This is a genomic window from Fibrobacterota bacterium, assembly GCA_019509785.1.
Lineage (GTDB): Bacteria > Fibrobacterota > Fibrobacteria > UBA11236 > UBA11236 > Chersky-265.
Genome location: JAEKLQ010000026.1, coordinates 64,719 through 89,133 on the forward strand (window position 1 = coordinate 64,719; position 24,415 = coordinate 89,133).

Below are 24,415 nucleotides of genomic sequence, written 5' to 3' on the forward strand. Positions count from 1 at the left end.
CCACCTTCCACATCCCCGATCCGTCGCCCTCAAGGAGATCCATTTTGGCCAGCAGACCCAAAGCAGCCCTGAAGAAGTCCTCCGATAAGCTTAAAGAGCAGGAGATTTCCGCCCTGGAGAACGAGGCCCGGGTAGCCGAAGAGGAACGCCGCGAAGAAGAAGAGGACGGCGAGTCCGGCGACGGCGGCGGCAACGCCAAGACCTTGCAAGAGGCCAAGAACCGCTGGACCGAGCTGAAGAAGCTGGGGATGAAAGAGCTCATCAACATGGGGCTCGAGCTCGGCATCGCCGATCCCCGCAGCCTGCGCAAGCAGGCCCTGGTCTTCTCGATCCTGGAGCGGGAGACCGGCGGCATGGCCGCCATCTACGCCGAAGGCGTGCTCGAGGTGATGGACGAGGGCTACGGCTTCCTGCGCTCCCCGGAGCATTCCTACGTGGCCGGCCCGGACGACGTATACGTCTCCTCCACCCAGATCAAGCGCTTCGGCCTGCAAACCGGCGACACCATCTCGGGCATGGTGCGCGCGCCCAAGGACAACGAACGTTATTTCGCTTTGCTCCGCATCCAGAAGGTGAACGGCGAAGAGCCGGAAGTATGCCGGGACCGGGTTTCCTTCGACAACCTCACGCCCTTGCATCCGGACGTCGCCTTCAATTGCGAGTACGACGCCAAAGAGATCAGCACCCGCATCATGAACCTGTTCACGCCCATCGGGCGCGGGCAGCGCGGCCTGATCGTGGCCCCGCCGCGGGCCGGCAAGACCATCCTCTTGCAGAACATCGCCAACGCCATCGTCAAGAACCACCAGGAAGTGAAGCTGATGGTGCTGCTCATCGACGAGCGCCCGGAAGAGGTCACCGACATGCGCCGCAACGTGCCGGCCGAGGTGTTCTCCTCCACCTTCGACGAGCCGCCGGAACGGCATATCCAGGTGGCCAACATGGTCATCGAGAAGGCCCGCCGCCTGGTCGAGCACAACCAGCACGTCGTCATCCTATTGGATTCCATCACCCGCCTGGCTCGCGCGCATAACGTTGTCATCCCGCATTCCGGCAAGATCCTCTCGGGCGGCGTCGATGCCATGGCGCTGCAGAAGCCCAAGCGCTTCTTCGGATCGGCCCGTAACATCGAGGGCGGCGGTTCGCTCACCATCATCGCCACCGCGCTCATCGAAACCGGTTCGCGCATGGACGAAGTCATCTTCGAGGAATTCAAGGGCACCGGCAACATGGAGTTGATCCTGGATCGCCGCATCTCCGAGAAGCGCATCTGGCCGGCCATCGACGTGTTCAAGTCGGGCACCCGCAAGGAAGAGCTTTTGATGACCCCGGACGATCTGCGCCGCGTCTGGATCCTGCGTCGTTACCTGCAGGATCTTTCGCCCGTGGAAATCATGGAGTTCCTAGTGGACAAGTTCAAGGGCACCAAGAACAACAAGGAATTCCTGGACTCGATGAATGGTTGATTTCCAATACGTCGGCGTACTCGGATGCGGGAACATGGGCGGCGCCTTGGTGCGCGCCTTGATCGCGTCGGGCACGGTCCCGGCCAAGGACCTCTTCGTTTACGATACCCTCGCGCCCGCCATGGAAGGCCTCAAGCGCGAGCTGGGCGTGCAAACCGTGGACCAGGCCCATGATCTGCCGGATCGCTGCGACGTGCTCATCCTGGCGGTGAAGCCGCAGATTTTCCACCATATCGCCCCGGGTCTGCGGGCCCAAAGCGGTCCCAAGGAACGCGTGGTCCTTTCCGTCATGGCCGGGGTGACCAGCGAAGACATCCGCGCCCACTTCCCGGAGGATTACCAGGTCGTGCGCACCATGCCCAACCTGCCCCTGTCTGTGGGGGAGGGCGCCACCGCCATCGAGACCGACGGGCATTCCGAGGCCACCTTGCTCCTGGCCGAGCACATTTTCAAGGCCGCCGGCCGTACCGTGCGGGTTACCTCCCACCAGATGGACGCGGTGACCGGGCTTTCGGGCAGCGGTCCCGCCTACGTTTTCGAATTCGTCGAAGGGCTCATCCTGGCCGGCGTCAAATCGGGATTGCCGCGGGATACCGCCGCGGCCTTGGTGATGCAGACCGTCAAGGGCGCCTTGAAACTCCTGGAGTCCTCCAAGGACGGCCCCCCGGCATGGTCGGCCAAGGTTTCCTCGCCAGGCGGGACCACCATCCACGGGCTGCACGTTTTGGAAACGGCGGGCTTCAAGGGAATCTTGATGGCCGCGGTCGAGGCCGCGGTGGAGCGGTCCAAAGCGCTTTCCGGGCGATAACCCTTCCGAATTCGCGACGCGGGTATGTTCGCGCCCGGGTTACGGATACGTGAGGCGTACGGGAAAGTTAAAGCAATACTCCGGGATTTGCTTCCCGCCCTGACCTTTTCCGACCCGCAGGCGCAACGCCGCGGTTACCCCGAATTGCCACCCCTCCCCGCAGTAAGGATATAATGGCAGGGTGAATCCCTTTCCGGAGGCGCGCCCGATTCTCCCGCGGTCGGCCGCGCTCTTCATTCTTATCACGACGGCCTTTTGGCTATGCCCCCGCGCCTTAGCCAAGGTCCCCGTCAGCGTCTTGGGCGCCTACGTGGAAGGCAAGGATTCGGATTACGTGGAGGGTCTGTCGTGGGACTTGTCCCAGGCCTTGGCCGACGATACCGCGCTGCTGGTTTTCGATCTCCGCAAGAAGAACGCCGGTTACCTGGACTCGGCCCATGCCTCCGGAAGGCTGCGCGATCCCAAGCTGATGGCCGCCCTTTCGGGGGACCGGGTCAAGCGGGGCCTATTGATGGAGTGCCAGGAATTGAAGGAAGAATACCGTTGCTTCCTGGAAGCCCTGGAAATGCAGGGCGGCGGACCGGCGCTGAAGGATACCCTGCATGCGTTGTTGGAAGCGGGGCAGAAGCGAAAGCTTTTCGGCCAGGCCGCGGCGGCCGCCTTCGCCCGCAAGCTCAAGGCCAATGCCCAGGCATCGCTTCCCGCCCAAGACCGTCTGGCGGTCCTCAAGCTACGCACCCCGGCGCGTCCGGCCATGCTCATCAGCGGGCTCGCCATCCTCCGGAAGGGCACGATCTCCGAGATCCCGTTGGGAACCACCCTCGTGATCCAGGACGCGCCCGGCCCGGTGGCGGTCAGCATCGAGAACGTCCATTACCTGCTTTATCCGCACTCTTCCTACACCTACCTATTGCCAAAGGTGGTGCAATTGAACGAGGGGACCTTGGGGATCCTCAAGGGCGTCGATTCGACCTCCATCGAAGGGAAGCTGCGTTCCGCCGCCACCCTGGACCAGAGCAATCTGATTTGGAAGACCCTGACGAAGGTGGCCGCCCTCGATACCAGCAATCTCATCTGGAAGGGCTTAGGCCGCGTGACCTCGCTCGACAGCCATAACCTCATCCTCAAGAACCTGCAACGGATCACCTCGCTGGACAGCAACAACGTGCTTTTCAAGACCTTGGGGAAGGCCGTGGCGCTGGACACCTCCAACCTCGTCCTGCGCACGCTGGCGCAGGTGGCCGCGCTGGATACCTCCAATCTCATCTGGAAGGGACTGGGGCAGGTGTCCGCCTTGGACAGCACCAACCTGGTTTGGCGCAAGCTCGGGGAGGTCGCCACCCTCGATGGCAACAGCATCTGGAGTAAGCTCGGCCTGTTGGCCTTCCAGGACCAACTCGTGGTGCTGACGCCGTCCTTCATCGTCCGGGGCCAACCGCAAGCGGTACTGCTGCGCCATGACGGGAACGTTTCCACCGTGGAAGTGGTGAAAGGCAACCTCAACGTACAGCCGCTCTTGAGTTCGGTCGAGCCCGCGACCCTGGGCCCGATGCGGGTGGCGCGCACCCGCGGCTACGCGCTCAAGCTGGAGCGCCTAAATGCCATGCGCGCCGATCGTCTCTTGCGCGAGTTCGATGATCTCGATCCGAACAAGGGCAGCCGGCCCTTCGCCATTTTCCTGCCGGGCAAGCTGTTCGGCGCGGGAGCCTCCCTGCATACCGCCGATCGTTCCATCCAATCCTTCGTGGCCGGGGAATTCCAAGCCTTGGACATGGAGACGGACGTGCTCTCTTCGGAAAAGGAAGGCTGGAGCGAGTTCCCTGGCACGCTCCGCAGCGGAGCGCAGGGAGCGGGCTGCTATTTGTGCAGCCCGGATAGGCTTGGACCATGAAAAATGGTCTAAAGATAGCGCTTTGGGCATTGGCCGCGGTCTCGACCACGGCCTCGCCATCCCATGCGCAAACGACCGACAGCTCCGAGTACGGGAAGGAGCGGAGCTACCCCTGGATCGCCCACAGCTCCCTAGACGTCTTTTACCTGCACACGCCCGCCCAGCCCGGCCGCCCGTATCCTTACCAAGCCAGCCTCTACCAGGGTTTCACCATCCAATCCCTATCCTTCGCGTGGTTCCATATCGGGTTGCGATCGCGCGAAACCTACGTATACGGGTTCGATGATCCGTACCGGGAGCCCATGGTGCTCAAGCTGCAAGGCAGCGTCGAAATCCTGCCCGATCTGGCTTACGCTTCCCTGGGAGGCAACATCCCCTTGCTGGCCGGCAAGCTGGGCATCGAAGATACCTTGCCTCTCTACCAGGCCCTGAACGGATACGACCCTTTTCCGAATCCCGATTTCCTTTCCCCGCAAGCCTTGCAGGTCGCCGTGTTCGGCCGCTATGGCTGGGCCAACTGGACCGCCATGGCGGGGTCGGCTTACGTGCGCGAAACCTTGTTCCGCGGGCTTCCGGGCGAATCCTTCTACCCCGCGGCCTACTTCGATCTCTTTGCGCGGGCGGTATTCCAAGGCGCCGCCGCGCGGCACCGCATCGACGTCCGCGCCTCCCTTTACGGCAATGAGGAAAATGCGGATCGCATCCCGGCCCATCTGGAAGGCAACTTATACCAGTTGCGTTACGAATGGCTGAAATCCCTGCGCAAGGTGGGATGGCAATTGGGGGCGGGCGCCGCCGGCAAACCGCCCGATCGGAACCGCCGCATCATGCTGAAGTCGGATCTGGTGGCCGCCGCGCGCGATGAGAACCTGCAACGCGCATACGGGGAGGCGGCCTTGACATGGGTGCCTTCGCCGGACATCCTCTGGCGCCTGCACTTTTTGCCCAAGGCCATTTTCAGTTGGAACGGGGAACAGTCCGGGTACGAGGCCGAAACCGGGATTTCGGTCGGCCTCAAGGTCTGGGAATACCATCGCGTGCGCGCGACCGGCACCGTGCTTATGGGCGCCATGGATGGGAAGCAATATCTGGGTTTCGGCATCCACGCGGAGTTCGCGTTCCGGCACCTAGGCGTACAAGATTTGGACGATGGGCCGGAACCCGCTGAAGGCGGATAAGGGCCCTGATCCCGTTCTGGTTATCAAGGATTGGGTGGGGATATGGAAGATGTGAGGAAATGGTACCGTACCAGTTTGCCGGCGAGCATCGACGCCCTCAAGGCCGCGCGTAAGACGTTGGCCAAATCCCCGGCCGGGGCGGATTCGGCGCGGCGCATCGCCCATAGCCTGCAACGTCCCGCCGGCGCCCATGGCTTCCGGCACCTGAACGATACCGCGCAAGCGGTGGAACGCTGCCGCCCCGATGAATTGCCGGCCTGCCTGGATCAGTTGCTCTCGGAGTTGATCCGGGTCAACGCCGCCCTGGCCCCGGGGGATCTGCCCCGTATCCTCGTCATCCAGAATGATCCCCAGATGGCGCGCTTGCTGGAAACCATCTTGTCGGGATCCGATCGGGAGATCGTAGTGGCGGGGACCGCCGCCGAAGCGCTGGCGGCCCTGGAGGACTGCCAATTCTCCCTCATCGTCCTCGATCTGTACTTGCCCGATGCCGATGGGCGGGCTTTACTGATGCAATTGCGCGATCGATCCGCCACAGCCGCGGTTCCCGTGATCGTGCTCTCCAGCGTGGGCGGCCCCCAACCCAAGACGGAGTGCTTCGCCCTCGGCGCGGACGCCTACTTCGAGAAGCCCCTGGCCCCCGAGGTGCTCAAGGCCGCCGTTTCGGCCCGGCTGCACCGATCGGTTGAGCATCGCCGCGAAGCCCGCCAGGACGCCCTCACGAGCCTTCCCAACCGCGCCGCCTTTCGCGAAGGCTTCCAACGCATCGTCGCCATGGCCGGCCGCAACAACGAGCCCACCTCGCTGGCGCTCCTCGATTTCGATTTACTGAAACGGATCAACGATCACCTCGGGCACGTGGCCGGCGATGCGGCCCTCCATCATGCCGCGCGCGCCTTCTCGGCTTCATTAAGGCGCTCGGACTTCCTGGCCCGTTGGGGCGGCGATGAATTCGCCTTGCTGCTTCCCAACACCAATGTCATCGGGGCGCGCTTCGCCCTCGATAAGCTTTTCCATTCCCTGGCCGACGCGCCTTTCCGCACCTTCGACGGGCGTCCCGTCATCCTGACCTTTTCCGCGGGCCTGGTTTCGATCCCCCATGAGGGCGCGCTGGAGGACGCCATCGCCGAGGCCGATCGCTGCCTGTTCCTGGCCAAGAGCGGTGGGCGCGGGCGCATCGTCTGCGAAGGCGATCCGTCGGGCGCGCAGGTGATACGCATCCTGCTCGCCGAGGCGGATGATGGCGTGGCGGCCATGGTGGCGGACAGCCTTTCGCGCGAAGGCTTCGAGGTGGTGCGTTGCCGTACCGGCGCCGATGCGCTCCGCGCGGCCATGGCGACCCCGTGCTCGCTATGGATACTTGATTTGCAGCAGGAAGATCCCGCCGGGCGGAGCCTTTTGGCGGAGTTGCGGGCCAATTGGCGCGGTCATCGCGTTCCCGTGCTGATGACGGCCCCGCTGGGCCGCGAACAAGCCATCGCGGGGGGCATCCGGCAAGGCGCTGACGATTATCTGGTCAAGCCGTTTTCTCCGCACGATCTTACGACGCGGGTGCACAACCTCCTGCGCCGCTAAACTGGCCTATTTCCGTGTTGCTGGATTCGGGATGACCGGCATTTCGGCGGCCTGGTCCGGTGTTTGCATAGGCGAGCGCTTATGATCAAACGCTGTCCCAATCCAGAGTGTCATTCGCTTCAATTCCGCAAATACGGGACCTTCTACCGGGCCTCCGAGGGAAAACAGGTGAAACGATGGAAGTGCAATAGGTGCAAACTTCACTTCTCTTCAGCCACCTTTCAGAAACCATACCGGCAGCACAAGCGACGCGCCAATCCCCAGGTGTACCAACTTCTCAGTTCCGGGGTTTCGCTTAGGCGCATCGCCCTCCTCCTCAACCTCCACCGCACCACGGTCGCCCGCAAATTGGCCTTCCTCGCCCGCGTGTCCCAAGAACGGCAACACCAGTTCCAGCATGCTCTCCCTAAGGTGCAGCATGTCCAATTCGATGACCTGATCACCTTAGAGCACACCAAATGCAAACCTCTGGCAATTTCCTTAGCGGTAGAAGCTCCGACTCGAAGGATTCTGGGGTTCGAAGTCTCCCGCATCCCGGCCTCAGGCCCATTGGCAGATATTTCTCGCCGGAAATATGGTTCCAGGCCCAATGAGCGTCCCCATGGACTGCGGAATCTGCTCGCCAAGATCCATGGGGTTTTGGAGGAAGGAGTCTCCTTCAGCTCCGATGAAGACCCATTATATGCCGTCTTGGTCCGCAGGCAATACCCCCAGGCTCCGCACCATCGCTATCCGGGGGGACGAGGGTGCGTGACGGGTCAGGGAGAGTTGAAGAAGCTACGCTACGATCCTCTCTTTGCCCTCAATCACACTTGTGCTATGCTCAGGGCCAATATCAACCGTCTGTTCCGCAGGACATGGTGCACCACCAAGAAAAAGGAATGCTTGGAGCAGCACCTGGCCGTGTACATGGATTTCCACAACCGCATCCTGCTCGCGGGAACCTGATTTCCAAATGTATGTGGCGATCCCCGCGAGGCGACTGCGCTAGAGTAGCAACAGCAAAGTGGGCCAGTTTAGTTTTTAAGGGGCGGGCTCCGAAGGAGCGGAAGCCGTAGGGGACTGCTTGCCCGCCCGCACATGCGCGCCGGGCGCTTGGCCGGTTTTCATGCCTTCGATGCTTTTGCGGATGATCAGAGCAGTCTCGTGCGGTCCCTGCAAAAGATCGGTCGGCTCGTGGGTCACGCCTTTCGATCTCCAATACCAGAACAGGGTTTCACGCAGGACGGCCAGGAACAGGATTGCCAAGGTGGCGCCTATGACCACGAACACCAGTATCAGGAGCATTGCGCTAAAATTGCCCATGGTTACGCCTCCGGTGTCCACTCCTTCGACGTCTAAAGATACTCCCGGCCCGGCCCGGCGGCTGGCGGATTCCAGCCTTGAAGCCGCAATGGAACGGTCCGGATCCCCCGATAGTGAGGAAAATCACACATTCGGGCCCAGCCCGGCTGATTAGATATACACCTTGTAATCGATTTCGGGGAACAGGTTGTCGGTGGCTTCCAGGTTCGCGAGGAACGGCTCATAAATGCGGCCTGAACGGATCTGGTTGTAAAGTTCCAAGCAATTGTGCACGTGCACCTTGGTGCGCTTCACCGCGTACTCCACCATGGTACCCGTCTTCATGATGAAGGCCCAATCCGAGGCTTGCGCCAGAAGGAGCTCGCGGGCCATCTGGTTGCGCGCGCGCCGATCGAGATCTCCGGTTTCGGGCAGCTTGGCCGCCTCGTGCATCAGATCCGCGGCTTTATGCAGGTGCGGATAGATCCAATCGTTGCCGCCGTTGAGCCAAACGTCGGCGTACCCGCCAGCGCCCCACGAGGAGAAGGCGGGATCGCTCTTGGGGATGTCCTTGTGCCCCATCAGGTAGTCGCGTCCCGTCGAGAGCGTGATGCGGTGCGTATCCTCGGTCAGGATCTTGCGCATCACGTTGCCGAGGAATTGCGGGCCTTCGTACCACCAATGCCCGAACAGTTCCGCGTCGTAAGGGCAGACGATGCAGGGAGGCGAGTCCATGCGCCCTTCCAGCCATTCGGCTTGCTTATCGCGATTGAAAACGAAATTCTCGGCATGCTCGCGGGTGGCTTGGTTGGCCCACTCCTCGACGTAGGGCTCCTTGTAATTGCCTTTGCCCGTGATGCGGAAATACTTGATGCCGGTATTGATGCGCAGGCCCATGGGATGGATGTACGGGCCGATGTAATCGAGCGGCAGATCGAAGCCCACGTCGCGATAGAATTCCCGATAGCGGAAATCGCCGGGATAGCCTTCCTCCGCCGACCAGACCGCCTTGGAGGACTCCTGATCGCGTGCGAAGGCGAAGACCCCATGCGGGGTTTCTATCGGGGCGTAATTGCCTTTGGGCGAAGGCGGCTCGCCCTGCAGGATCCCGTGGGTATCCACGAAGAAGTAGCGCAGCCCGGCGGCCTTGATATGCTTATCCAGGCCCTTGTAATAACCGCATTCGCCCAGCCAGATCCCCCACGGCTCCTGCCCGAAATGCTTCCAGTAATTCCCCACCGCCACGTGCAACTGCGCTTCGACCGCGCGCGGGGAATAGCGCAGGTTGGGGAGGAAACCATGGGTCGCGCCGCAGGTGATGATCTCCAGGTTCCCGCGTTTCTGGAACTTGCGGAAGCCGTTGAGGAGGTTGCGGCCGTAACCTTCGAAAACCTTATAGCAGGTCTCGAACAGATTGCGGTACATGGCCGCCACGAAACAAAAATTTGGGTCGTTCTTGGTGCGCGTGCATTCCTTCTCGGCCAGCTCCCGCAATCGGTTGATATGGTTCACGTAGCGGGTCTGGAGCAATTCGTCCGCCATCATCTCGCACAACGGCGGGGTGAGGCTCATGGTGATCTTGAAGGCCAATCCGGCCTTGGCCAGCGCTTCGAATTGCAGAAGCAGCGGGATATAGGTCTCCGTGATGGCCTCGAAGAACCAATCCTCCTCAAGGAAGCGGGCGTGTTCGGGATGTCTGACGTATGGGAGATGGGCGTGCAGAACGAAATTCAGATAACCCATCAGGTGAGGACCAACTCCTTGAGATCATAGGTGAAGGAGCGGCTGGCCCCCGACCTGGATGCGATCTCGAGATTGAGTATGTCCTTCTGGTAGGGGAATTCCGTTTTGAAGAAGCCTTGCGCATCGACGGGTACTGAGTTGCCCGCCAAATAGACCCGGGTACCCGGCAAGACCTTGCCCGAGACTTCGAGGCGCGCCTTGGGATTGGCCGGCTTCGACTTGGGGGCTTTTCCGGCCGGGCGGTTTGAACCCGCGATGCCTTGGGCGGTAGCGGACTGGGAGGGCGCGTCGCCCGCTCCGCGGGACCAGGACGAAGAACTCATGCTCTCCGAGCTCAGGTTCCATTCGGGTACGAAAGAGCGGATGTCCTCCACCACCAGATGTTCCGAACTGCCGATGATCTTGGTATGCTGCGACGAGTAGGCCAATACCTCGTTCTGTTCTGCCAGGCGCTTTTGGGTGGCGGCCCAGCTTTCGGGCAGCTCGGACAGGTTGGAACGGATGATGGAAATGAAATGCCCCGAATCCGAAAGCCAGCCTAATTCGACCTGATAGCGTTGCCCCACCTGCGGGACCCCGAAATACCATTTACGCGCCCAGAAGAAGACCGGGATGAAGGTGAAGTTCGGTTCGAAGAGCGACTTCGATTCCCAATTGATCTTGAGCGTCTCCCGGTAATTGCCGGCGGGCATCTTCTCCCTTTCCTTCTCCCCGATAAGGTTAGGAGTCAATTCCCAATAGCAGAACATGTACTCGGGATCCTTCGGCATCAGCACCAACTTCGGTTCGCTGTAGCTACCCGGCAGTTCGGGCGCTACGTCCGGGAAACCGAACTCGCGTTGGGCGGGGTGCTGCTGGAAGGATTTGGTGCGCCAAACGCGCTCGCGGGTTTCGCCAGGTTTGATCAGCGAGATGGAGAATTCCTCAAGCGTCAGTTCCGTATCCGAAGCGGCCTTGGCGGTTTTCCCGGTTGGGGCTTTGGCGGCGGGTCGCTCGGAGGCGCCTTTCGCCACCGACCCGCGGGAGGAGGCCGGCTTGCTTTCGGCTTTCGGCGCGGACTTCGCCTTGCTTCCCTTGGAAGCGTTCGCGGCTTCGGCGGCTTTTGCGGATTTGGCTTCGGAGGCTTTTAAAGCCGGGGATTCGTCCTTGCCTTTAGTCTTCTTGGGTGCGGCCGACGCCAAGGGCTTGGCGGATTTGGACTTGGCGGATTCGCCCGAAGAGGCGTCCTTGGATTTGCCGGACGTGAGTTTTGAATTCTTATCCAGCTTGCTCTTCATGGATGCTCCTCCAGGCGGGTTCTACCTCCGCTTGCGGATGGGTTGTCCCCATACGCTCACGCCGGTCAACGTCGCGGAAACCTTTAAAAAATCTTCAGTCCATAAATTATTTTCTACGCCGCTTCGGTGTCCATACTTTAATGCGACATCGAGCATGTTTCCGTGCCGTCCTAGGGGTAAGCCCGTCCCCAGGGTGGCGTAATATAAATCGGTTTTGTCCAAATACTGGCTTTCGTAACCGAGCCCCCCGCGGATTGCCATCTTGGAGTAATAAGCCTCGTAAGTCGTGCCGCTGCCCTGGAACTCATAGCCCCCGCCGATGCGGAAAGCGGGATTCACGATCCCGGTCGGGTCCTTGTCCCATGCTTCCCAGCCGAAATCGAGGGCTAAGGTATGGCGTACCCCGGGTTTATAGGCCGCGCCTGCTTGCAGGGTCCAAGGAAGGGAGCGGGTCTCTTTCCTTTGTTCGTCCGAAACCAGCCCGGTCACCGTGCGGGTAGTGGTTCGGTCCAGGTCCGTGGAAAGGGTGCCTGCGACGCCGATGCTCCAGGATTTCTGACGGATTGTCAACGATGCGGTCGGGTAGGCTCCTGTGCTGCGGATGGAAATCGTATCGCCCTTGAGGTTTTCGGCATTGAACAGTGTGTCGTTGCCAGGGTTATTGTCGAATTTCGCGCTTTCGATGAAGCGTTCGCGGCCAATGAGGAAATTGTAGCCTAGGGACAAGGCCAACCAGTGGGCCGGGGCGTAGGCCACCGTTCCCGCCAGCTCATATAACCCGCCTTGGGCGCTGAAACTCTGCATTACATCGGGCGTGGCTTGGGTGACCGGCGTGAAGCTGAAATCGCGCTGGAAGCGCTGCCGGTAATAGACGCCGACGTTCAGGGGTAGCCGGGTCTGGAAGTTGAGGGCGATATCGGGGATGACGAAGGACGTCGTGCGGTTGGACCGGTCCGCGTCCTGGATCCAATCCAGGTCCGAATCGAAAGTGGCCGAAAAGGAGGTCTTGTCGTTCCAGGCGGTGCGCGAAGGATTCAATAGGCTGGGGCCCTGCTTATTCACCGAAGCCAGGCCGGCTTCGCCCATGCCCTTTTCGCGCGCGTTCTGCCCGCTGACTTCCACGCCATATCCCTGGGACAGGGCGCTTAATGGCGAGGTTTCGGAACGGGCCGGCAGAAAGGCCGCCAATAGCGCAAAGGTGGGCGCGAGGACGGGGAACGGGTATTGGACCGAGCGGCTCATTTCAACGCGCCTTCAGGGGATAGAGATAAACATCGAGATCGACCGAGATCGCGCCGGAATCGATCCGGGGCTGGATGACGGAGAGGACCGGGAATACGACCTCATGCGCGACGGTGTCCCCGGTTGCGGGCGCCGCCTTGGGATTGAACGCTCGGTAGTAGGGACGGAATTCGAAATCCTGGCGGGCATCGGTCCCGAGCAGGGTGCGGTTGATTAGGGTGCGAATCCCTCCCGTCGCCCGCAAGTCAATGCTGTCGCTCTCTGGCTGTACATAGTGGGGAAGCAGGGAGGCGACGAGGGTTATGGGATCGCCCGTGTTCGGATCCCGGTAGTCGTTGTGCTCGACTCCGGAGCGAAGGCTCAAATAGCTTTGCGCCAACAAGGTATCCGTGTCGGCAGTCAGCTGGAGGACAAGGGAATTGGATTGGCCATAACCGGTCAGCGAAAAGTTGATTTGCCGATAGCCTCCCACCGGGAGGAAGACCGTGTCGTTACGGGTCGTATCCTTGGAGAAGGAAAGGATGACGCGGCGGAGCAGCGAATCAGCCTTGACGGTGTCGGCTTTCGCGTAGCTCAAGCTGACCTTGTTGACGATGGTTTCCGGATGGCCGACCTCGGTGGTGTACCAGGGCGTAACCGAATCCCCCAGAGGGATGCGGTCCTCGCGGGTGCCCGCGTTTTGGACGTCGCCCAACAAGGTGTCGATACCCGTGTAAAGTCGGAACTGGACGGGCAGGCCCGCTTCCAGGGTGGGTTTCTGGATGGGCAAAGTAATCGAAGCGAAGGGAACGTAATACTGCAGGGACAGGGTGTCCGAGGAACGGGGCTGCGGTTTATCGCCTTTGCGGATCAAAGCCGCATCAAGGCTGTCCAACAAGCGAGTACGATCGAATGTTATATGCAGGCCGCGCTGGAAGGGGACAACGAGATCGGTGCTGGGGCCGTCGTACCGTAACGTGTAGGATACCTTGCTCCCGGCATCCATGGGGGTCAGGCGGTTGTGGCCGTCCAGGGAATCGGCGCGCCAGGGGCGGCCGAAGAGCAAAGCGGGACGGTGGGAATCGTCATAGGCCCATTGGCCTCCCAGGCGGAGCATGGCGGGCAGCGTATCCGTCGAATCGGACCCCGGTAAAGGGATCAGGCGCATTTGGATCAAATGCACACGGCCTTTCTTATCGGCAAGATAAGCCTTGAGATTCGGAAGGGCATTGGCTTGCAATTGCGCCGGTTGGGAGTACGCGCTATCGACCTTGAGCCGGATGGTATCCCTCACGGTCGGAACCGGCAGGCGGGCCAGGGTATCACCGTTGATCAGGAAGCGGTGGTTCCTGTCCGCGACAACCTTGTTCCAGTCATCGTCGGAAAGGCCTGCATTGGTGGAATCCCAGGAGAGCACGGCGAAATCCAGATAATGGCGGACCTTGCCGGAATCGGCGAGGCTTTCCAGGGCCTGCGTCCCGTTATCGATGAACGCCCCGACGTTTTTCCAGATGGGCGTGGACAAGGAGAGCCTGAGCGACGGGGTCGAATCGGACAAGCTGTCCAGCAGGCTGCTATCGGCGATATCGAAGGCGAAGCGGGGTTCGGCGGTGAACTTGCCTTGTACGCCCGCCAAAAGGATGGTGTCATTCAGATGGGACGGCTCGGCATCCGTGGTCCAGTATTTCGCTACCGGGAAGTCCTTGACCTTGACGTGGTACAAGGGGGTCTCGAAAACGATTCCGTTCTCGCTGAGGAAGCCGGCGCCGGTCTGATTGGGGCCGTCCGAGATGCAGCCGGCGAGAAGACCGGCCGCGAGGACAGGCAGTATGGGCAGATAAGTCGACCAGCTCTGACGCTTGGTCGGACGCTCAGGTGGGGTTCGCTGGGATTGGTCGCGGGGCGTTTCCGGGAAGTCGATCGGGAGGGGACCCATGGTGGAACAGGCTTTCCGCAAATCCGTTTGCTTATGGAGGGGAAAAGCCCCCGCCAGTTTCCGCCCGATCAGCCTGCGGTTCAGGCGAGCGTCGGGGAGCCCACATCGGGGCGAACCGGGGCAAAATATAAATAAACGGGTACCACGGAAACCGCGTGCGGGGGAAATTCCTAACTTTGGCCGCATGTCTTTCACCGCGCGCTTTAAAGGCCCCGCCACGGGCAATACCTTCCCTCTCGATCAAGTGATATACCGCGACAGCGACGGCGGCTTGTTGGAGGTCGAGCACGATCTGGATCGCCTGCGCCAGCTCTCCGCGGAGCAATGGAAACACCTCTTCGAATCGCGTAGCGGAAGCCATAATTGGCCGTACGCCTCCGGGGTTTGGGGCAAGAAGGAATGGGTGCTCCCGGAGATCGCCGACGAGGATATCGTTTCCTTGAACGAGGGCTGGACCAACCTGTTCTTCGCAAAGCGCTTGGGCGAGCACTTGGGCCTGGATGATTTGTGGGTCAAACTGTGCGGCAACAGCCATACGGGATCCTTCAAGGACCTGGGGATGACGGTGCTGGTTTCGCAGGTCAACCATATGCGCCGCAAAGGCGTGCCCATCAAGGCCGTGGCCTGCGCCTCCACGGGCGACACCTCGGCGGCGCTGGCCGCCTACTGCGCGGCCGCCGGCATCCCCTCGGTGGTATTCCTGCCGGGGAAGAAGATCAGCGTGGCCCAACTGATCCAGCCCATCTCCCACGGGGCTATCGTCCTTTCCCTCGACACCGATTTCGACGGCTGCATGAAGATCGTGCAGGAAGTGACCGAGGATAAGGGATTGTACTTGGCCAATTCCATGAACTCGCTCCGCATCGAAGGGCAGAAGACCATCAGCGTCGAGCTGTGCCAGCAATTCGGGTGGGAAGCGCCGGACGTCATCATAATCCCGGGCGGCAACCTCGGGAACGTCTCGGCGCTCGGCCGCGGCTTCGACATGATGCTGGAGCTGGGGCTCATCGCCAAGAAACCCCGCTTAGTGGTGGCGCAGGCGGCCAACGCCAATCCGCTTTACCTGGCTTACAAAGCCGGGTTCGGCAAATTGATGCCAATCCAGGCCCGCAAGACCGAGGCCTCGGCGATCCAAATCGGCAATCCGGTCAGCTACGAGCGCGCCGTGCGGGCCTTGAAGAAGTACGATGGGCAGGTTTACCAGGTAAGCGAAGAACAGCTCGCGAACGCGGCTCATCTGGCCGATCGTACCGGTCTCTACTGCGATCCGCATACGGGCGTGGCCATGGGCGCGCTTTTGCAGATGGTGGAAGCGAAGGCCGTGTCGCGCAAGGACCGCATCATCGTGGTGTCCACGGCCCACGGGCTTAAGTTCTCGGAATTCAAGACAAAGTACCACAAGCGCGAACTGGCCGGCGTGGATGCGAAGTACGCGAATCCGATCGAAGAGTTGCCGGCTGACACCGACAAAGTAAAGGCCGTACTGGAAAAGCGCTTCAAGTCGATGGTCTGAAAGCCCCGCCCGTACGAACCGCTTTCATGGCGGCCGGCGGATACTCCCCCCTCATAACCGAGCGGATCCTTGACGGTACGTTTCGGCCTAATTCTTTCATAAAAGAGACAATCTTCACGAAATCGATTTTTCGTGAGACCTTCCGGTAGCCGTTTCCATCCAATCCGGCAGGCCATGGCAATGAACTCGGGCCGATCGATTCCCCTAGGTACCAAGGACGTTACAATGCAAAACAAATGGATGGCGAACCTCATCGCCTCGGCGCTGACCTTGAGCACGGTAGCGTGCATGCAGGAAAATCCCATGGAGCGGCCTTCCGCCGACGGCAAGACGAATGACCTTTCGGTCGCGGCGAGGTCGCCGATCGGGTCCACCGAGATGGTCCAACGCTGTAGCACTCTCGCCCAATTGCGCGCCATGACCACGACCGGCAATTACCTGCAGACAAAGGATATCGACGCCTCCCCCACCTCGTCCGTCCCTTTCGTCCCCATCGGCTTCACCAAGGATCCCTTCCAGGGCACCTTTAACGGGAATAACCACACCATCGATAAACTCACCATCAAGGGCAGCGGCGAAAATACGGGTATGTTCAGCTGGGCCGTCAACGCCAACTTCCAGAACATCCGCCTGACCAATGTCAACGTCCAAGGCGGCCGCAACACCGGCGCCCTCGCGGGCTATGTCCGTAATGTGGATTTGACCTACAGCTACGTGACGGGAACGGTCACGGGCAACCTCCAGGGCGATTCGCGGCTGGGCATGGTTTTCGGCCGCGCCTCCGACTTCGTCCGCGTTTCGCGCTGCTATGCCACCGGTACGGTGAACGGCTGGGGCCAATCCGTCGGCGGTTTCGTCGGGTACATCGACGCCTACGGCATCCATGATCCGAATGATGAATTCGGGGCGTCTTTCAGCGAAATCTTCACCAACGTGACCGTCAATCCCAACATGCCCAGCGGCACCGGCTACGTATATGCCGGCGGCCTGGCCGGCTACGTCATCGGAGGCTTGTTCAATAACGTCCACACGGTCGGATCAGTCACCGGACGCAAAGCGGCGGGCGGCATCCTCGGCTACGTCGTGAATGACGATCCCAACAGCGAGCCGTCCGTCTTGCGTGGCGCCATGTCGCGCGGCATCGTCACCGACGCCTCGGTCGCGGGACGCGCGGGCACCATCGGCATGTCTACCGGCACCTTCGGGTGGTGCGGCAGCTTTTGGGACAACAACACCGACGGCGGCGTACCCAACCCCCTTATGCCCGAGCCGATGTGCCAAACCGGCAAATCCAGCAACGAATTGAAAGGCGCCCATCCGTCCCCGAACAGGGTGATCACCCCCTATTACTTCGGGTCCTTCGTCACCCAGCAGCTGATCGACGCTAACGGTTGGGATCAATGCCACCTCGGTTCGGGCAGCGATTTCGACTGGGGTTTCGGCACTTGCGGAACCACCCAGATCTGGGCTTCGAATTCGAGTACCGAATACAATACCCTGACCCGCATTCCCAACCCCACCGTCCAGCCCAAGTAACCGCAAAGGCCTAAGCGGGGGAATTGTTAAGCCGGGAGCCGCGCCTCAGGGACGCTTACTTGTCTTTCTTGAGCAGCGCGATCACTTCCGGCACCAGGTCCACCGCTTTCCCGAACACGTCCTTGTCCCGCGTCAGGCTCAGGATGCGGGCGTTCCCGTCCGAGATGACGATGAAGGCGATTGGCTCCACGTTGAGGCCGCCGGCGGTGCCCGAGAGCTCGGACTTGCCGGTGTTGGCGCCCAAACCGAAACCCACCGAGACCTTGGAGACCGGGATCAAGGTCGTGTTGTCCACCACGATGGGCTTGCCGACCACCGTTTCCGTCTGCGCGATGCCGCGCAGCTTCTCGAGGATGACCGAAGCGATATTGTCTATTCCCATGGCCAGAATATAATCACCGTAGGCGCGCCATGGCGAAGAAGGAATCGCCGCGGCGGTTGATCAGCAGCAAAACCTTCCCGTCCTTGCCCTCATCGGATACCGCCTTATCCAGATCCGCGGCGGACGCCACTTTGCGCCGATCGGCTTCCAGGATCACATCCCCTTCCCGGACGCCCGCTCCGGCGGCCGGCCCGTCCGGATCGACCCGGGTCACCACCGCGCCCTCCTTGACGCGCTTGCCGATGCGGTATTGCTTGCGGGTTTCATCGTTCACGTCGGAGGCTTCCAATCCCAAGGCCGTAACCGCGCCCGGCGTCAATCCGTTCTCTTGCTTGGCGATCTTTTCCTCGTCGCGCTTCCCGACCGTAACCGCGATTTTCCTCTCCTTGCCATCGCGGATCACCGTCAGGTCCACCTTGGCTCCGGGCACCAGCAATGCCACCCGGTTCATCAGGTCGTTGGCGTCGCGAACCTCCTGACCGTCCATGCGGGCCACCAGATCGCCGCGCTTCAAGCCGGCCTTATCGGCGGGGCTGTCGGGCACCACGTCCCCGATCAAGGCCCCATGCACGGTACCGCCTTCGGGCACCTTCATCCCAAGGGCTTCGGCCATGTCGCGGGACACCGATTGGATGGACACCCCCAACCAGCCGCGCACCACCTTGCCGCCTTTGGCGAGGCTGGTCTCGACGCTCTTCGCCAAGTTGACCGGGATGGCGAAGCCGATCCCCATGTAGCCGCCGCTCTGTGAATAAATGGCGGTATTGATGCCCACCACTTCGCCGTCCAGGTTCACCAAGGGCCCGCCGGAATTGCCCGGATTGATGGCCGCGTCCGTCTGCAAGAAGTTGCCGTAGGTGCTGATGCCCGTGTTCTGCCGTCCCTTGGCCGAGATGATTCCCGTGGTCACCGATTCATAGAGGCCGAAAGGCGCGCCCACCGCCACCACCCATTCGCCGATCTGGAGCTTGTCCGAATCGCCGAAGCGCAAGGGGACCAGGCCGGATGGCGGGTGCTTGATGCGGATGAGGGCGAGATCGCTGGGCTTGTCGGTGCCCACCACCTCGGCATCGAACTCGCGCTCGTCGGACAATTGCACGGTGAGCTTCTGCGCGTCTTCCACCACGTGGTTGTTGGTCAGGATCAGGCCCTTCTCGTCGATGAGGAATCCCGAGCCCAGCCCGCTTTCCTTTTGCTTGCGCGGCTGCTGGCGCTGGCCGTCGTCCGAACCGCCGCCCCCGAAGAAGGGATCATCGAAGAAGAATTCGAAGGGATTCTGGGTGACCGGCACGGTGCGTTCCATGGATACGCTCACTACGGAAGGGATCACCTTGCGGGCCACGTCGGTGAACACGGATCGGAACGCGCCGTAGCGATCCGGACCGGGCGTAGCGGCCGAAGCCGGCCCGGTGGTGTCCCGTTTGGAGAGGGGAGCGATGGCGGCCGCCAGGGAGTCGGAGGATTTACCGCCGCCCTCCGCCATGGGCTTGCAGCCCGCCAGTAGCAACGGCAGCGAGAGTAAGGCGCAAGCGGCGAGGCGTTGGGGCGGGGTGGGGAAAGGATGGGTCATCATATCCTCCGGGCGGGGTCCAGTTAAGCCCGGAAATTAATATTCCCGCGACCCCGATCGCAACGGCCGTCGGTTGCCCGTTCGCAACGTATGGCGGCTACCGGATCGCCCGATCGCCGCGCTTCCCGGGGCACGGGGAAAAAGCGTCATTATAATGACCGCGCTCCCGCATTCCCTCCGCGCGGGCAAAGGAGCGACCATGCGTTTACTTAAATCCGCTCTGCTCTGCCTTTCCGTTCTGGTTATTCCCTCCGTGCTTCCCGTTCACGCCGTTTGGGGCGTGGGACCATTGGGCGGCGCCAACATATCCAACGCCGATGTCGACGGCCGCGATGCCAAATCGGTGACGAGCTGGGATTTCGGCGCGCGCCTGCAAATGGGCGTCGCCCCCATCCTCAGCCTTATGTTGGATCCGATGCTGGTACAATCCCGCAACGATTTCAACGCCACCACGGGAACCTTCGAGGGCCGGGGCAATTTCGTTTCCTTGGACGTTCCCACCTTGCTGAACGCCCGTCTTACCCTACTTAATCTCGGGGTATACGGATTCATCGGCCCGGATTTCATCTTTACCACCGATGCCAACGGCAATCTGGAGTCCCAAGGGGATCTCAGCCGTAGCGACGTGAATCCCGTGGTATTGGCCGGACAGGTCGGTGCCGGCATGGCTTTCGGGGTGGCGCCCTTCATCGATCTCACCGCCGACGCCCGCTACACCCATGGATTTACCGATTTGATCAACGGGGCCCGGGGCGATATCCGCAATTGGCGCAACCAGGACGTGCGCCTGAACCTGGGCGTGCTTTTGCATACGCCCCATATGGGGGCCCTGTTCGGGTCCGGGAACGCCTTCCGCGCCCAACCCATCGATGACGGGAAAGGGTGAAGGCGCTCCGCGGGATCGCTCCCGCGGGTTGAATCCGGCTCCGTAGCGATTTGGATGGCGGCCCGGGCCTTCCGGGCCGTACCATTGAGGCACCACCAGCCACCCTTCGTGGCATCATCACGGAGCCGCGCCATGCAAGGACGTACCGATCCAGGTGCCGATCGCAGAAACAACATCTACCGCTTCCATACCCTGCTGGAACTGCTGGAGCATTACTCGGAATTCCTCTCGGCCCAGCAAATGGAAGTGGTGATCCGGGATTCGGCCCGCATTTTCGTGGAGCGGGATTGGGCCAGCGAGCAGGAGACCCGCCTGCAATTCATTAAGAAATGCGAATACCTCATGGAGGCTTTGGTCGCCATGAAGGAAGGCACTTTGCGCCACGGTCTCTCGGCTTAGGGACGATGCCCGATCGGGCCAGTCGCCGGCAGGAACACGCCCGACTTTGGCCGGAACCGCAAACGAAAAGCCGCCCTTTCGGGGCGGCTTTCTATTTCAGGGATTCAAAGCGGAAGAAAAGTGCGAGTGCCAGGAGTCGAACCTGGAATCTTCTGATTCGTAGTCAGATGCCTTATCCAGTTTGGCCACACCCGCGAATTTCGGGAGTGGGTAAGATAATCAAACGGACCGGGTTTGTCAGCGGTCCGGGGGCGGTCAAGGGCGCCTATTCCGGCGCGCCACGGCTACGACCCGATAGAAACCCTCTTGATCCTCGGGAATGCTAAGGCGGATGGCATAAAGCCCGGGCGCTGCGGGCGAACCCAGGACATTGTAATGGGTAAGGAAGTCAGCGGCGAACTGGTAGCTCAGGACCCCCCTGGTCTTGTTGGTATCGGCGTGGAAGGTCAGGCTCCCGGCCGGAAAACTGTAGTTCTGCAGGATGGAGTCCTCGCTACCGGAGGCGAAGGGCCCGGCGATTTGCATCCGCATGTTCACCGCCTTGGGGCAGTAGACGTTGAGCTTGAAGGTGTCCGGGGGAGTGAGCCTGACTAGCTTGAAATCCTGCCGGTCCTCCAGGTTCCCGTTCCCGTTGAAATCCAGCCTGCCCTCCGAGATCAGGGTGTCCGCGTACATGCGGGAAGAGTCCGCCCAGGTGGAATCGTCCAGGAATAGGGAATCGAAGCCCTGATAAGAGCTATCCAGGAAGTCCCGATCGGCCCAGTAATAGGGTTGGAAGGATTCGGTGGCCGCGGGGCGGCCGTTGCCGCCCTGGCCCCTCAGGCCCGCGATATCCAAGGTGAACGGGGAATTCACGATGAAATGCGTCGTGCCGGCGTCCTGCTTGAGGCCGAAGATCAGCAGGCGGGAGGCCCCGTCCATGCGGTAGCCGATGGAAGCCCGGGGAGTGAAGGTGAGGGCCAGGGACTGCGTGTCGATTTTTTCGCTGAACTCGACGGCGATGGTGTCCGTGACGCCGTAGCGCCATTTCCCTTGCGACTTGGCGAGGTTGGGGATAGTATAATCCGGCGGGGAATCGTTGTTCACCTGTTGGACGTCATGGATGCAAGCTTGCAAGGCGAGAGCGGAAGCGGCGAACAGGAGGGCGGGACGGACCCGATCGGAAATGAAGGAAACCATCGACTGACTCCTTGCCCGTCCGGGCCGACGCCGAAGGCCGCCGGCCACCGGGACCTGCCCATACAGGCTCACCCAAGATAAAAAAAGACGCCACGGTTTTTTACCTTATGCGAGAATGCCCATGAATCCGATCCGCTCCGTCGGATCTTTCCTGTCCGAATGGTTCCATCATGTCAAGAAGGACCTCGGCAAAAGCGACTATAGGCGCCGGGTCCGCATCTGGTTCCTGGTAATCGGGATTTTCCCCGTGGCCGGCCTGTTGGGTATGGCCGGGGCCATGATCTACTTTTCCAATCGTCTGCCCTCCCTCGTTTCCCTGGAGCGCATCGAACCGAACCTTATCACCAAGGTGTACGACAAGGATAACCACCTTATCCACGAGTTCTACACCCAGCGGCGCATCTGGACCCCGGCCGATAAGATCCCTAAGGCGCAGAAGCTGGCCGTCTTCGCCATCGAGGATCAGAAGTTCTACAAGCATTGGGGCGTCGATCTCGCCGCCTATCCTTCCGCGTTGCTCCCCGCCCTGCTCGGCAAAAGGGCGCGCGGGGCCTCGACCCTGACCCAGCAATTGGCGAAGAACCTGTTCCTCACTCCCGAGCGTTCCATCGTGCGCAAGCTGAAGGAAGTGCTGGTGGCGGTGCAGATCGAGCGCAGCTACACCAAGGACGAGATCCTCGAGTTCTACTTCAACCAGGTCTACCTGGGATCGGGCGCCTATGGCTTCGCGGCCGCGGCCCAGCGATACTTCTCCAAGCCTCTCGACTCCCTCGCCATCAACCAGTACGCGCTGCTCGCCGGACTCTTGCAGCGTCCCGAATCGTACCGCCCGGACGCCTATCCCGATGCCGCGCGCGATCGGCGCAATACCGTGCTCGGGGCCATGAAGTCCATGGGTTATATCACCCGCACCCAATACAAGGACGCCTACAAGTCCGGCCTGGACGTGAAGATGTGGCAGCCTCCCACCGAATTCGCCGGATATTACGTGGAGACGGTGCGGCAGTTCATGGAGAAGAAGTGGAACGAGGATTTCGTCTACAACCAAGGCGTTACGGTCCACACCACCCTCGATTCCTCCTTGCAAGCCGTCGCCGAATCGTCCCTGGTCGCGAACCTGCATAGGGTGCGCGTGCGCTTGCGCTATCGCACGGCGAGGGCCTATAACATCCCCGGCCGCCTGAAGCTTCCCATGGACACGGTCATCCATAACTGGGAAACGGTCTATCCCCATTTCGACTCGCTGTTCCTGCACGAGCACGACACGACGGCCGCCTACCAGAAGCAGTTCCCGGATTCCATGCGCTACGTGCATGCCCAATCGGCCCTATTGATCGTGGACAACGAGAACGGGGCCATACGCGCCATGATCGGCGGCGAGAATTTCGAGAAGTCGAAGTACAACCGCGCCCTGCAAGCCGTGCGTTCCCCGGGCTCGGCCTTCAAGCCCTTCGTCTACGCGACCGCCGTCGATAATGGGGCCAGCCCGGGCGATATCCTCAACGACCAGCCCATCACCATTCCCGATCCGATGGACTCGACCAAGTTCTGGCGGCCGCATAACTTCGATCCCGGCTTCGACGGCAAGATCAGCATGCGGCGGGCGCTGTATAAGTCCAAGAACCTGCCCGCCATCGAAGTGGCCATGAAATATGGTCTCCCGACGGTGGTCTCCTACGCCCGCAAATTCGGGCTCACCCATAACGTGTTGCCGGTGCCCTCCCTCGGCATCGGATCGTGCGAAGCCACGCTCCTGGAAATGACCTCCGCCTACACCGCCTTCCCCAACGGAGGCGTAAGGCCCACGCCGTACTTCATCGATAAGATCGTGGACAAGACCGGGCAGCCCATCTACGCCAACGTGCCCGAGACCCACGAGGTGCTGCGCAAGGAAGCCGCCTGGATCATGACCACCATGATGCGGGACGTGAACATCCACGGGACCGCCGCCGCCATATGGGCCAGCGGATTCAACCATCCCAGCGGCGGAAAGACCGGCACCACCAACGATTTCAACGATGCCTGGTACATCGGTTATACCAAACGCCTTACCATGGGCATCTGGGTCGGCGGAGACGATCACGCTTCCATGGGGCCGGGCCATACTGGTGCCGACGACGCGGTTCCGGTCTGGATCTCGGTGATGAAACGGGCCGAGAAGGGAAAGACGGCCCTGCCCTTCCCGCGGCCGGACGGCGTGGTGGAAGCCACGGTATGCGAGGTGAGCGGGATGTTGGCCCAGCCTTTCTGCAAGGCCACCAATACCGACTTCTACATAGCCGGACATGAGCCCACCGAGCCTTGCACCCCGGAAATGCACAATGCGCATAATGCCGGCGAGGACATGTTCACGGCCAACGAGCATAAGGACCGGCATGCCGCCCTGGCGCCTCCGGTCCCGGTCGAGCACGGCCAGACCGCCGCCAAGAAGGATCAGCCGAAGCCCAAGCCGCCTGATCCGCGCATGCGCAAGACTTTCTAGCCGCGCCGCGATTTTTCCGGGCGCATCAGGTGAGTCCTCCCGGGCCCGGGGTTCCTATTACTTACGGTTAGCGCGCCACCGCTCGGGAA

General features: G+C 61.3%; 20 protein-coding genes and 1 tRNA gene. 11 read left to right on the forward strand and 10 right to left on the reverse strand.

The genetic code is table 11. The annotated features are described in order from the left end of the window. Positions 1-41: 41 nt before the first annotated feature. The 5 genes from rho to JF616_05505 all read left to right on the forward strand — a co-directional run bounded on the left by rho (position 42) and on the right by JF616_05505 (position 6,918). Entirely contained in the window at positions 42-1,466 is a 1,425-nt protein-coding gene (rho, locus tag JF616_05485) for a transcription termination factor Rho (protein MBW8887196.1), read from the forward strand. Continuing rightward, on the forward strand, positions 1,459-2,274 hold the full coding sequence (proC, locus tag JF616_05490) for a pyrroline-5-carboxylate reductase (GenBank protein ID MBW8887197.1): 816 nt from the start codon (positions 1,459-1,461) through the stop codon (positions 2,272-2,274). Before rho ends, proC begins: the two co-directional genes overlap by 8 nt. Before the next feature lie 181 nt (positions 2,275-2,455). Next, complete coding sequence (locus tag JF616_05495) at positions 2,456-4,165, forward strand: hypothetical protein (protein ID MBW8887198.1); 1,710 nt, start codon at positions 2,456-2,458, stop codon at positions 4,163-4,165. Beyond that, positions 4,162-5,343, forward strand: a complete 1,182-nt coding sequence (locus tag JF616_05500; protein MBW8887199.1) for a hypothetical protein — start codon at positions 4,162-4,164, stop codon at positions 5,341-5,343. Before JF616_05495 ends, JF616_05500 begins: the two co-directional genes overlap by 4 nt. A 42-nt stretch (positions 5,344-5,385) precedes the next feature. Further along, on the forward strand, positions 5,386-6,918 hold the full coding sequence (locus JF616_05505) for a diguanylate cyclase (protein MBW8887200.1): 1,533 nt from the start codon (positions 5,386-5,388) through the stop codon (positions 6,916-6,918). 210 nt (positions 6,919-7,128) lie between these two features. Here JF616_05505 and JF616_05510 read toward each other — a convergent pair whose 3' ends face one another. Then, positions 7,129-7,317, reverse strand: a complete 189-nt coding sequence (locus JF616_05510; protein ID MBW8887201.1) for a hypothetical protein — start codon at positions 7,315-7,317, stop codon at positions 7,129-7,131. A gap of 351 nt (positions 7,318-7,668) precedes the next feature. Between JF616_05510 and JF616_05515 the strand changes: the two genes are divergently transcribed. Next, the gene (locus JF616_05515; GenBank protein ID MBW8887202.1) at positions 7,669-7,866 is read left to right on the forward strand and encodes a hypothetical protein; all 198 of its coding nucleotides are present in this window, start codon (positions 7,669-7,671) and stop codon (positions 7,864-7,866) included. Positions 7,867-7,941: 75 nt separating this feature from the next. Here the strand turns inward: JF616_05515 and JF616_05520 are convergent, their stop codons facing one another. The 5 genes from JF616_05520 to JF616_05540 all read right to left on the reverse strand — a co-directional run bounded on the left by JF616_05520 (position 7,942) and on the right by JF616_05540 (position 14,379). Further along, the gene (locus tag JF616_05520; protein ID MBW8887203.1) at positions 7,942-8,223 is read right to left on the reverse strand and encodes a hypothetical protein; all 282 of its coding nucleotides are present in this window, start codon (positions 8,221-8,223) and stop codon (positions 7,942-7,944) included. A gap of 150 nt (positions 8,224-8,373) precedes the next feature. After that, the gene (locus JF616_05525; GenBank protein MBW8887204.1) at positions 8,374-9,945 is read right to left on the reverse strand and encodes a DUF1957 domain-containing protein; all 1,572 of its coding nucleotides are present in this window, start codon (positions 9,943-9,945) and stop codon (positions 8,374-8,376) included. Next, positions 9,945-11,222: a DUF4912 domain-containing protein gene (locus JF616_05530; GenBank protein ID MBW8887205.1), complete on the reverse strand. Its 1,278-nt coding sequence runs from the start codon at positions 11,220-11,222 to the stop codon at positions 9,945-9,947. The genes JF616_05525 and JF616_05530 overlap by 1 nt, the downstream gene beginning before the upstream one ends. A 21-nt stretch (positions 11,223-11,243) precedes the next feature. After that, positions 11,244-12,464 (reverse strand): hypothetical protein, encoded by a 1,221-nt coding sequence (locus tag JF616_05535; protein ID MBW8887206.1) that lies wholly within the window; start codon positions 12,462-12,464, stop codon positions 11,244-11,246. A 1-nt stretch (position 12,465) separates the two neighbouring features. Further along, the gene (locus JF616_05540) at positions 12,466-14,379 is read right to left on the reverse strand and encodes a hypothetical protein (GenBank protein ID MBW8887207.1); all 1,914 of its coding nucleotides are present in this window, start codon (positions 14,377-14,379) and stop codon (positions 12,466-12,468) included. Between the two features lie 184 nt (positions 14,380-14,563). Between JF616_05540 and thrC the strand changes: the two genes are divergently transcribed. Together thrC and JF616_05550 are read left to right on the forward strand one after the other, a co-directional pair. After that, the gene (gene thrC / locus JF616_05545) at positions 14,564-15,892 is read left to right on the forward strand and encodes a threonine synthase (GenBank protein ID MBW8887208.1); all 1,329 of its coding nucleotides are present in this window, start codon (positions 14,564-14,566) and stop codon (positions 15,890-15,892) included. Between the two features lie 225 nt (positions 15,893-16,117). Continuing rightward, the gene (locus JF616_05550; GenBank protein MBW8887209.1) at positions 16,118-17,428 is read left to right on the forward strand and encodes a hypothetical protein; all 1,311 of its coding nucleotides are present in this window, start codon (positions 16,118-16,120) and stop codon (positions 17,426-17,428) included. A gap of 55 nt (positions 17,429-17,483) precedes the next feature. On the opposite strand, the gene JF616_05555 is transcribed toward JF616_05550, so the two are convergent. Next, complete coding sequence (locus JF616_05555; GenBank protein ID MBW8887210.1) at positions 17,484-17,810, reverse strand: sporulation protein; 327 nt, start codon at positions 17,808-17,810, stop codon at positions 17,484-17,486. A gap of 13 nt (positions 17,811-17,823) precedes the next feature. After that, positions 17,824-19,383 carry a DegQ family serine endoprotease gene (locus JF616_05560; GenBank protein MBW8887211.1) on the reverse strand — a complete coding sequence of 520 codons (1,560 nt, stop codon included), beginning with the start codon at positions 19,381-19,383 and terminating at the stop codon, positions 17,824-17,826. 196 nt (positions 19,384-19,579) lie between these two features. Here JF616_05560 and JF616_05565 point away from each other — a divergent pair, with 196 nt between their 5' ends. Both JF616_05565 and JF616_05570 read left to right on the forward strand, forming a co-directional pair. Continuing rightward, a complete protein-coding gene (locus JF616_05565; GenBank protein ID MBW8887212.1) occupies positions 19,580-20,266 on the forward strand; it encodes a PorT family protein in 687 nt (228 codons plus the stop codon). A 132-nt stretch (positions 20,267-20,398) separates the two neighbouring features. Further along, positions 20,399-20,665, forward strand: coding sequence for a hypothetical protein (locus JF616_05570; protein MBW8887213.1), 267 nt, complete (start codon positions 20,399-20,401; stop codon positions 20,663-20,665). 121 nt (positions 20,666-20,786) lie between these two features. Here JF616_05570 and JF616_05575 read toward each other — a convergent pair. After that, positions 20,787-20,860 (reverse strand) — tRNA-Arg (locus tag JF616_05575). Positions 20,861-20,920: 60 nt separating this feature from the next. Beyond that, entirely contained in the window at positions 20,921-21,844 is a 924-nt protein-coding gene (locus JF616_05580) for a hypothetical protein (GenBank protein ID MBW8887214.1), read from the reverse strand. 121 nt (positions 21,845-21,965) lie between these two features. Between JF616_05580 and JF616_05585 the strand changes: the two genes are divergently transcribed. Continuing rightward, the gene (locus JF616_05585; protein ID MBW8887215.1) at positions 21,966-24,326 is read left to right on the forward strand and encodes a PBP1A family penicillin-binding protein; all 2,361 of its coding nucleotides are present in this window, start codon (positions 21,966-21,968) and stop codon (positions 24,324-24,326) included. Positions 24,327-24,415 lie beyond the last annotated feature (89 nt).

What these genes read in the sequence shown, in the direction of transcription:
- JF616_05530 (MBW8887205.1), bottom strand. Translation starts at nt 11,222, where the DNA reads ATGAAGAGCAAGCTGGATAAGAATTCAAAACTCACGTCCGGCAAATCC.
- JF616_05585 (MBW8887215.1), top strand. Translation starts at nt 21,966, where the DNA reads ATGAATCCGATCCGCTCCGTCGGATCTTTCCTGTCCGAATGGTTCCAT.
- JF616_05510 (MBW8887201.1), bottom strand. Translation starts at nt 7,317, where the DNA reads ATGCTGGAACTGGTGTTGCCGTTCTTGGGACACGCGGGCGAGGAAGGC.
- JF616_05555 (MBW8887210.1), bottom strand. Translation starts at nt 17,810, where the DNA reads ATGGGAATAGACAATATCGCTTCGGTCATCCTCGAGAAGCTGCGCGGC.
- JF616_05520 (MBW8887203.1), bottom strand. Translation starts at nt 8,223, where the DNA reads ATGGGCAATTTTAGCGCAATGCTCCTGATACTGGTGTTCGTGGTCATA.
- JF616_05505 (MBW8887200.1), top strand. Translation starts at nt 5,386, where the DNA reads ATGGAAGATGTGAGGAAATGGTACCGTACCAGTTTGCCGGCGAGCATC.
- JF616_05540 (MBW8887207.1), bottom strand. Translation starts at nt 14,379, where the DNA reads ATGGGTCCCCTCCCGATCGACTTCCCGGAAACGCCCCGCGACCAATCC.
- JF616_05570 (MBW8887213.1), top strand. Translation starts at nt 20,399, where the DNA reads ATGCAAGGACGTACCGATCCAGGTGCCGATCGCAGAAACAACATCTAC.
- JF616_05560 (MBW8887211.1), bottom strand. Translation starts at nt 19,383, where the DNA reads ATGATGACCCATCCTTTCCCCACCCCGCCCCAACGCCTCGCCGCTTGC.
- proC (MBW8887197.1), top strand. Translation starts at nt 1,459, where the DNA reads ATGGTTGATTTCCAATACGTCGGCGTACTCGGATGCGGGAACATGGGC.
- JF616_05500 (MBW8887199.1), top strand. Translation starts at nt 4,162, where the DNA reads ATGAAAAATGGTCTAAAGATAGCGCTTTGGGCATTGGCCGCGGTCTCG.
- JF616_05580 (MBW8887214.1), bottom strand. Translation starts at nt 21,844, where the DNA reads ATGGTTTCCTTCATTTCCGATCGGGTCCGTCCCGCCCTCCTGTTCGCC.
- JF616_05535 (MBW8887206.1), bottom strand. Translation starts at nt 12,464, where the DNA reads ATGAGCCGCTCGGTCCAATACCCGTTCCCCGTCCTCGCGCCCACCTTT.
- JF616_05565 (MBW8887212.1), top strand. Translation starts at nt 19,580, where the DNA reads ATGCGTTTACTTAAATCCGCTCTGCTCTGCCTTTCCGTTCTGGTTATT.
- JF616_05550 (MBW8887209.1), top strand. Translation starts at nt 16,118, where the DNA reads ATGCAAAACAAATGGATGGCGAACCTCATCGCCTCGGCGCTGACCTTG.
- JF616_05525 (MBW8887204.1), bottom strand. Translation starts at nt 9,945, where the DNA reads ATGGGTTATCTGAATTTCGTTCTGCACGCCCATCTCCCATACGTCAGA.
- thrC (MBW8887208.1), top strand. Translation starts at nt 14,564, where the DNA reads ATGTCTTTCACCGCGCGCTTTAAAGGCCCCGCCACGGGCAATACCTTC.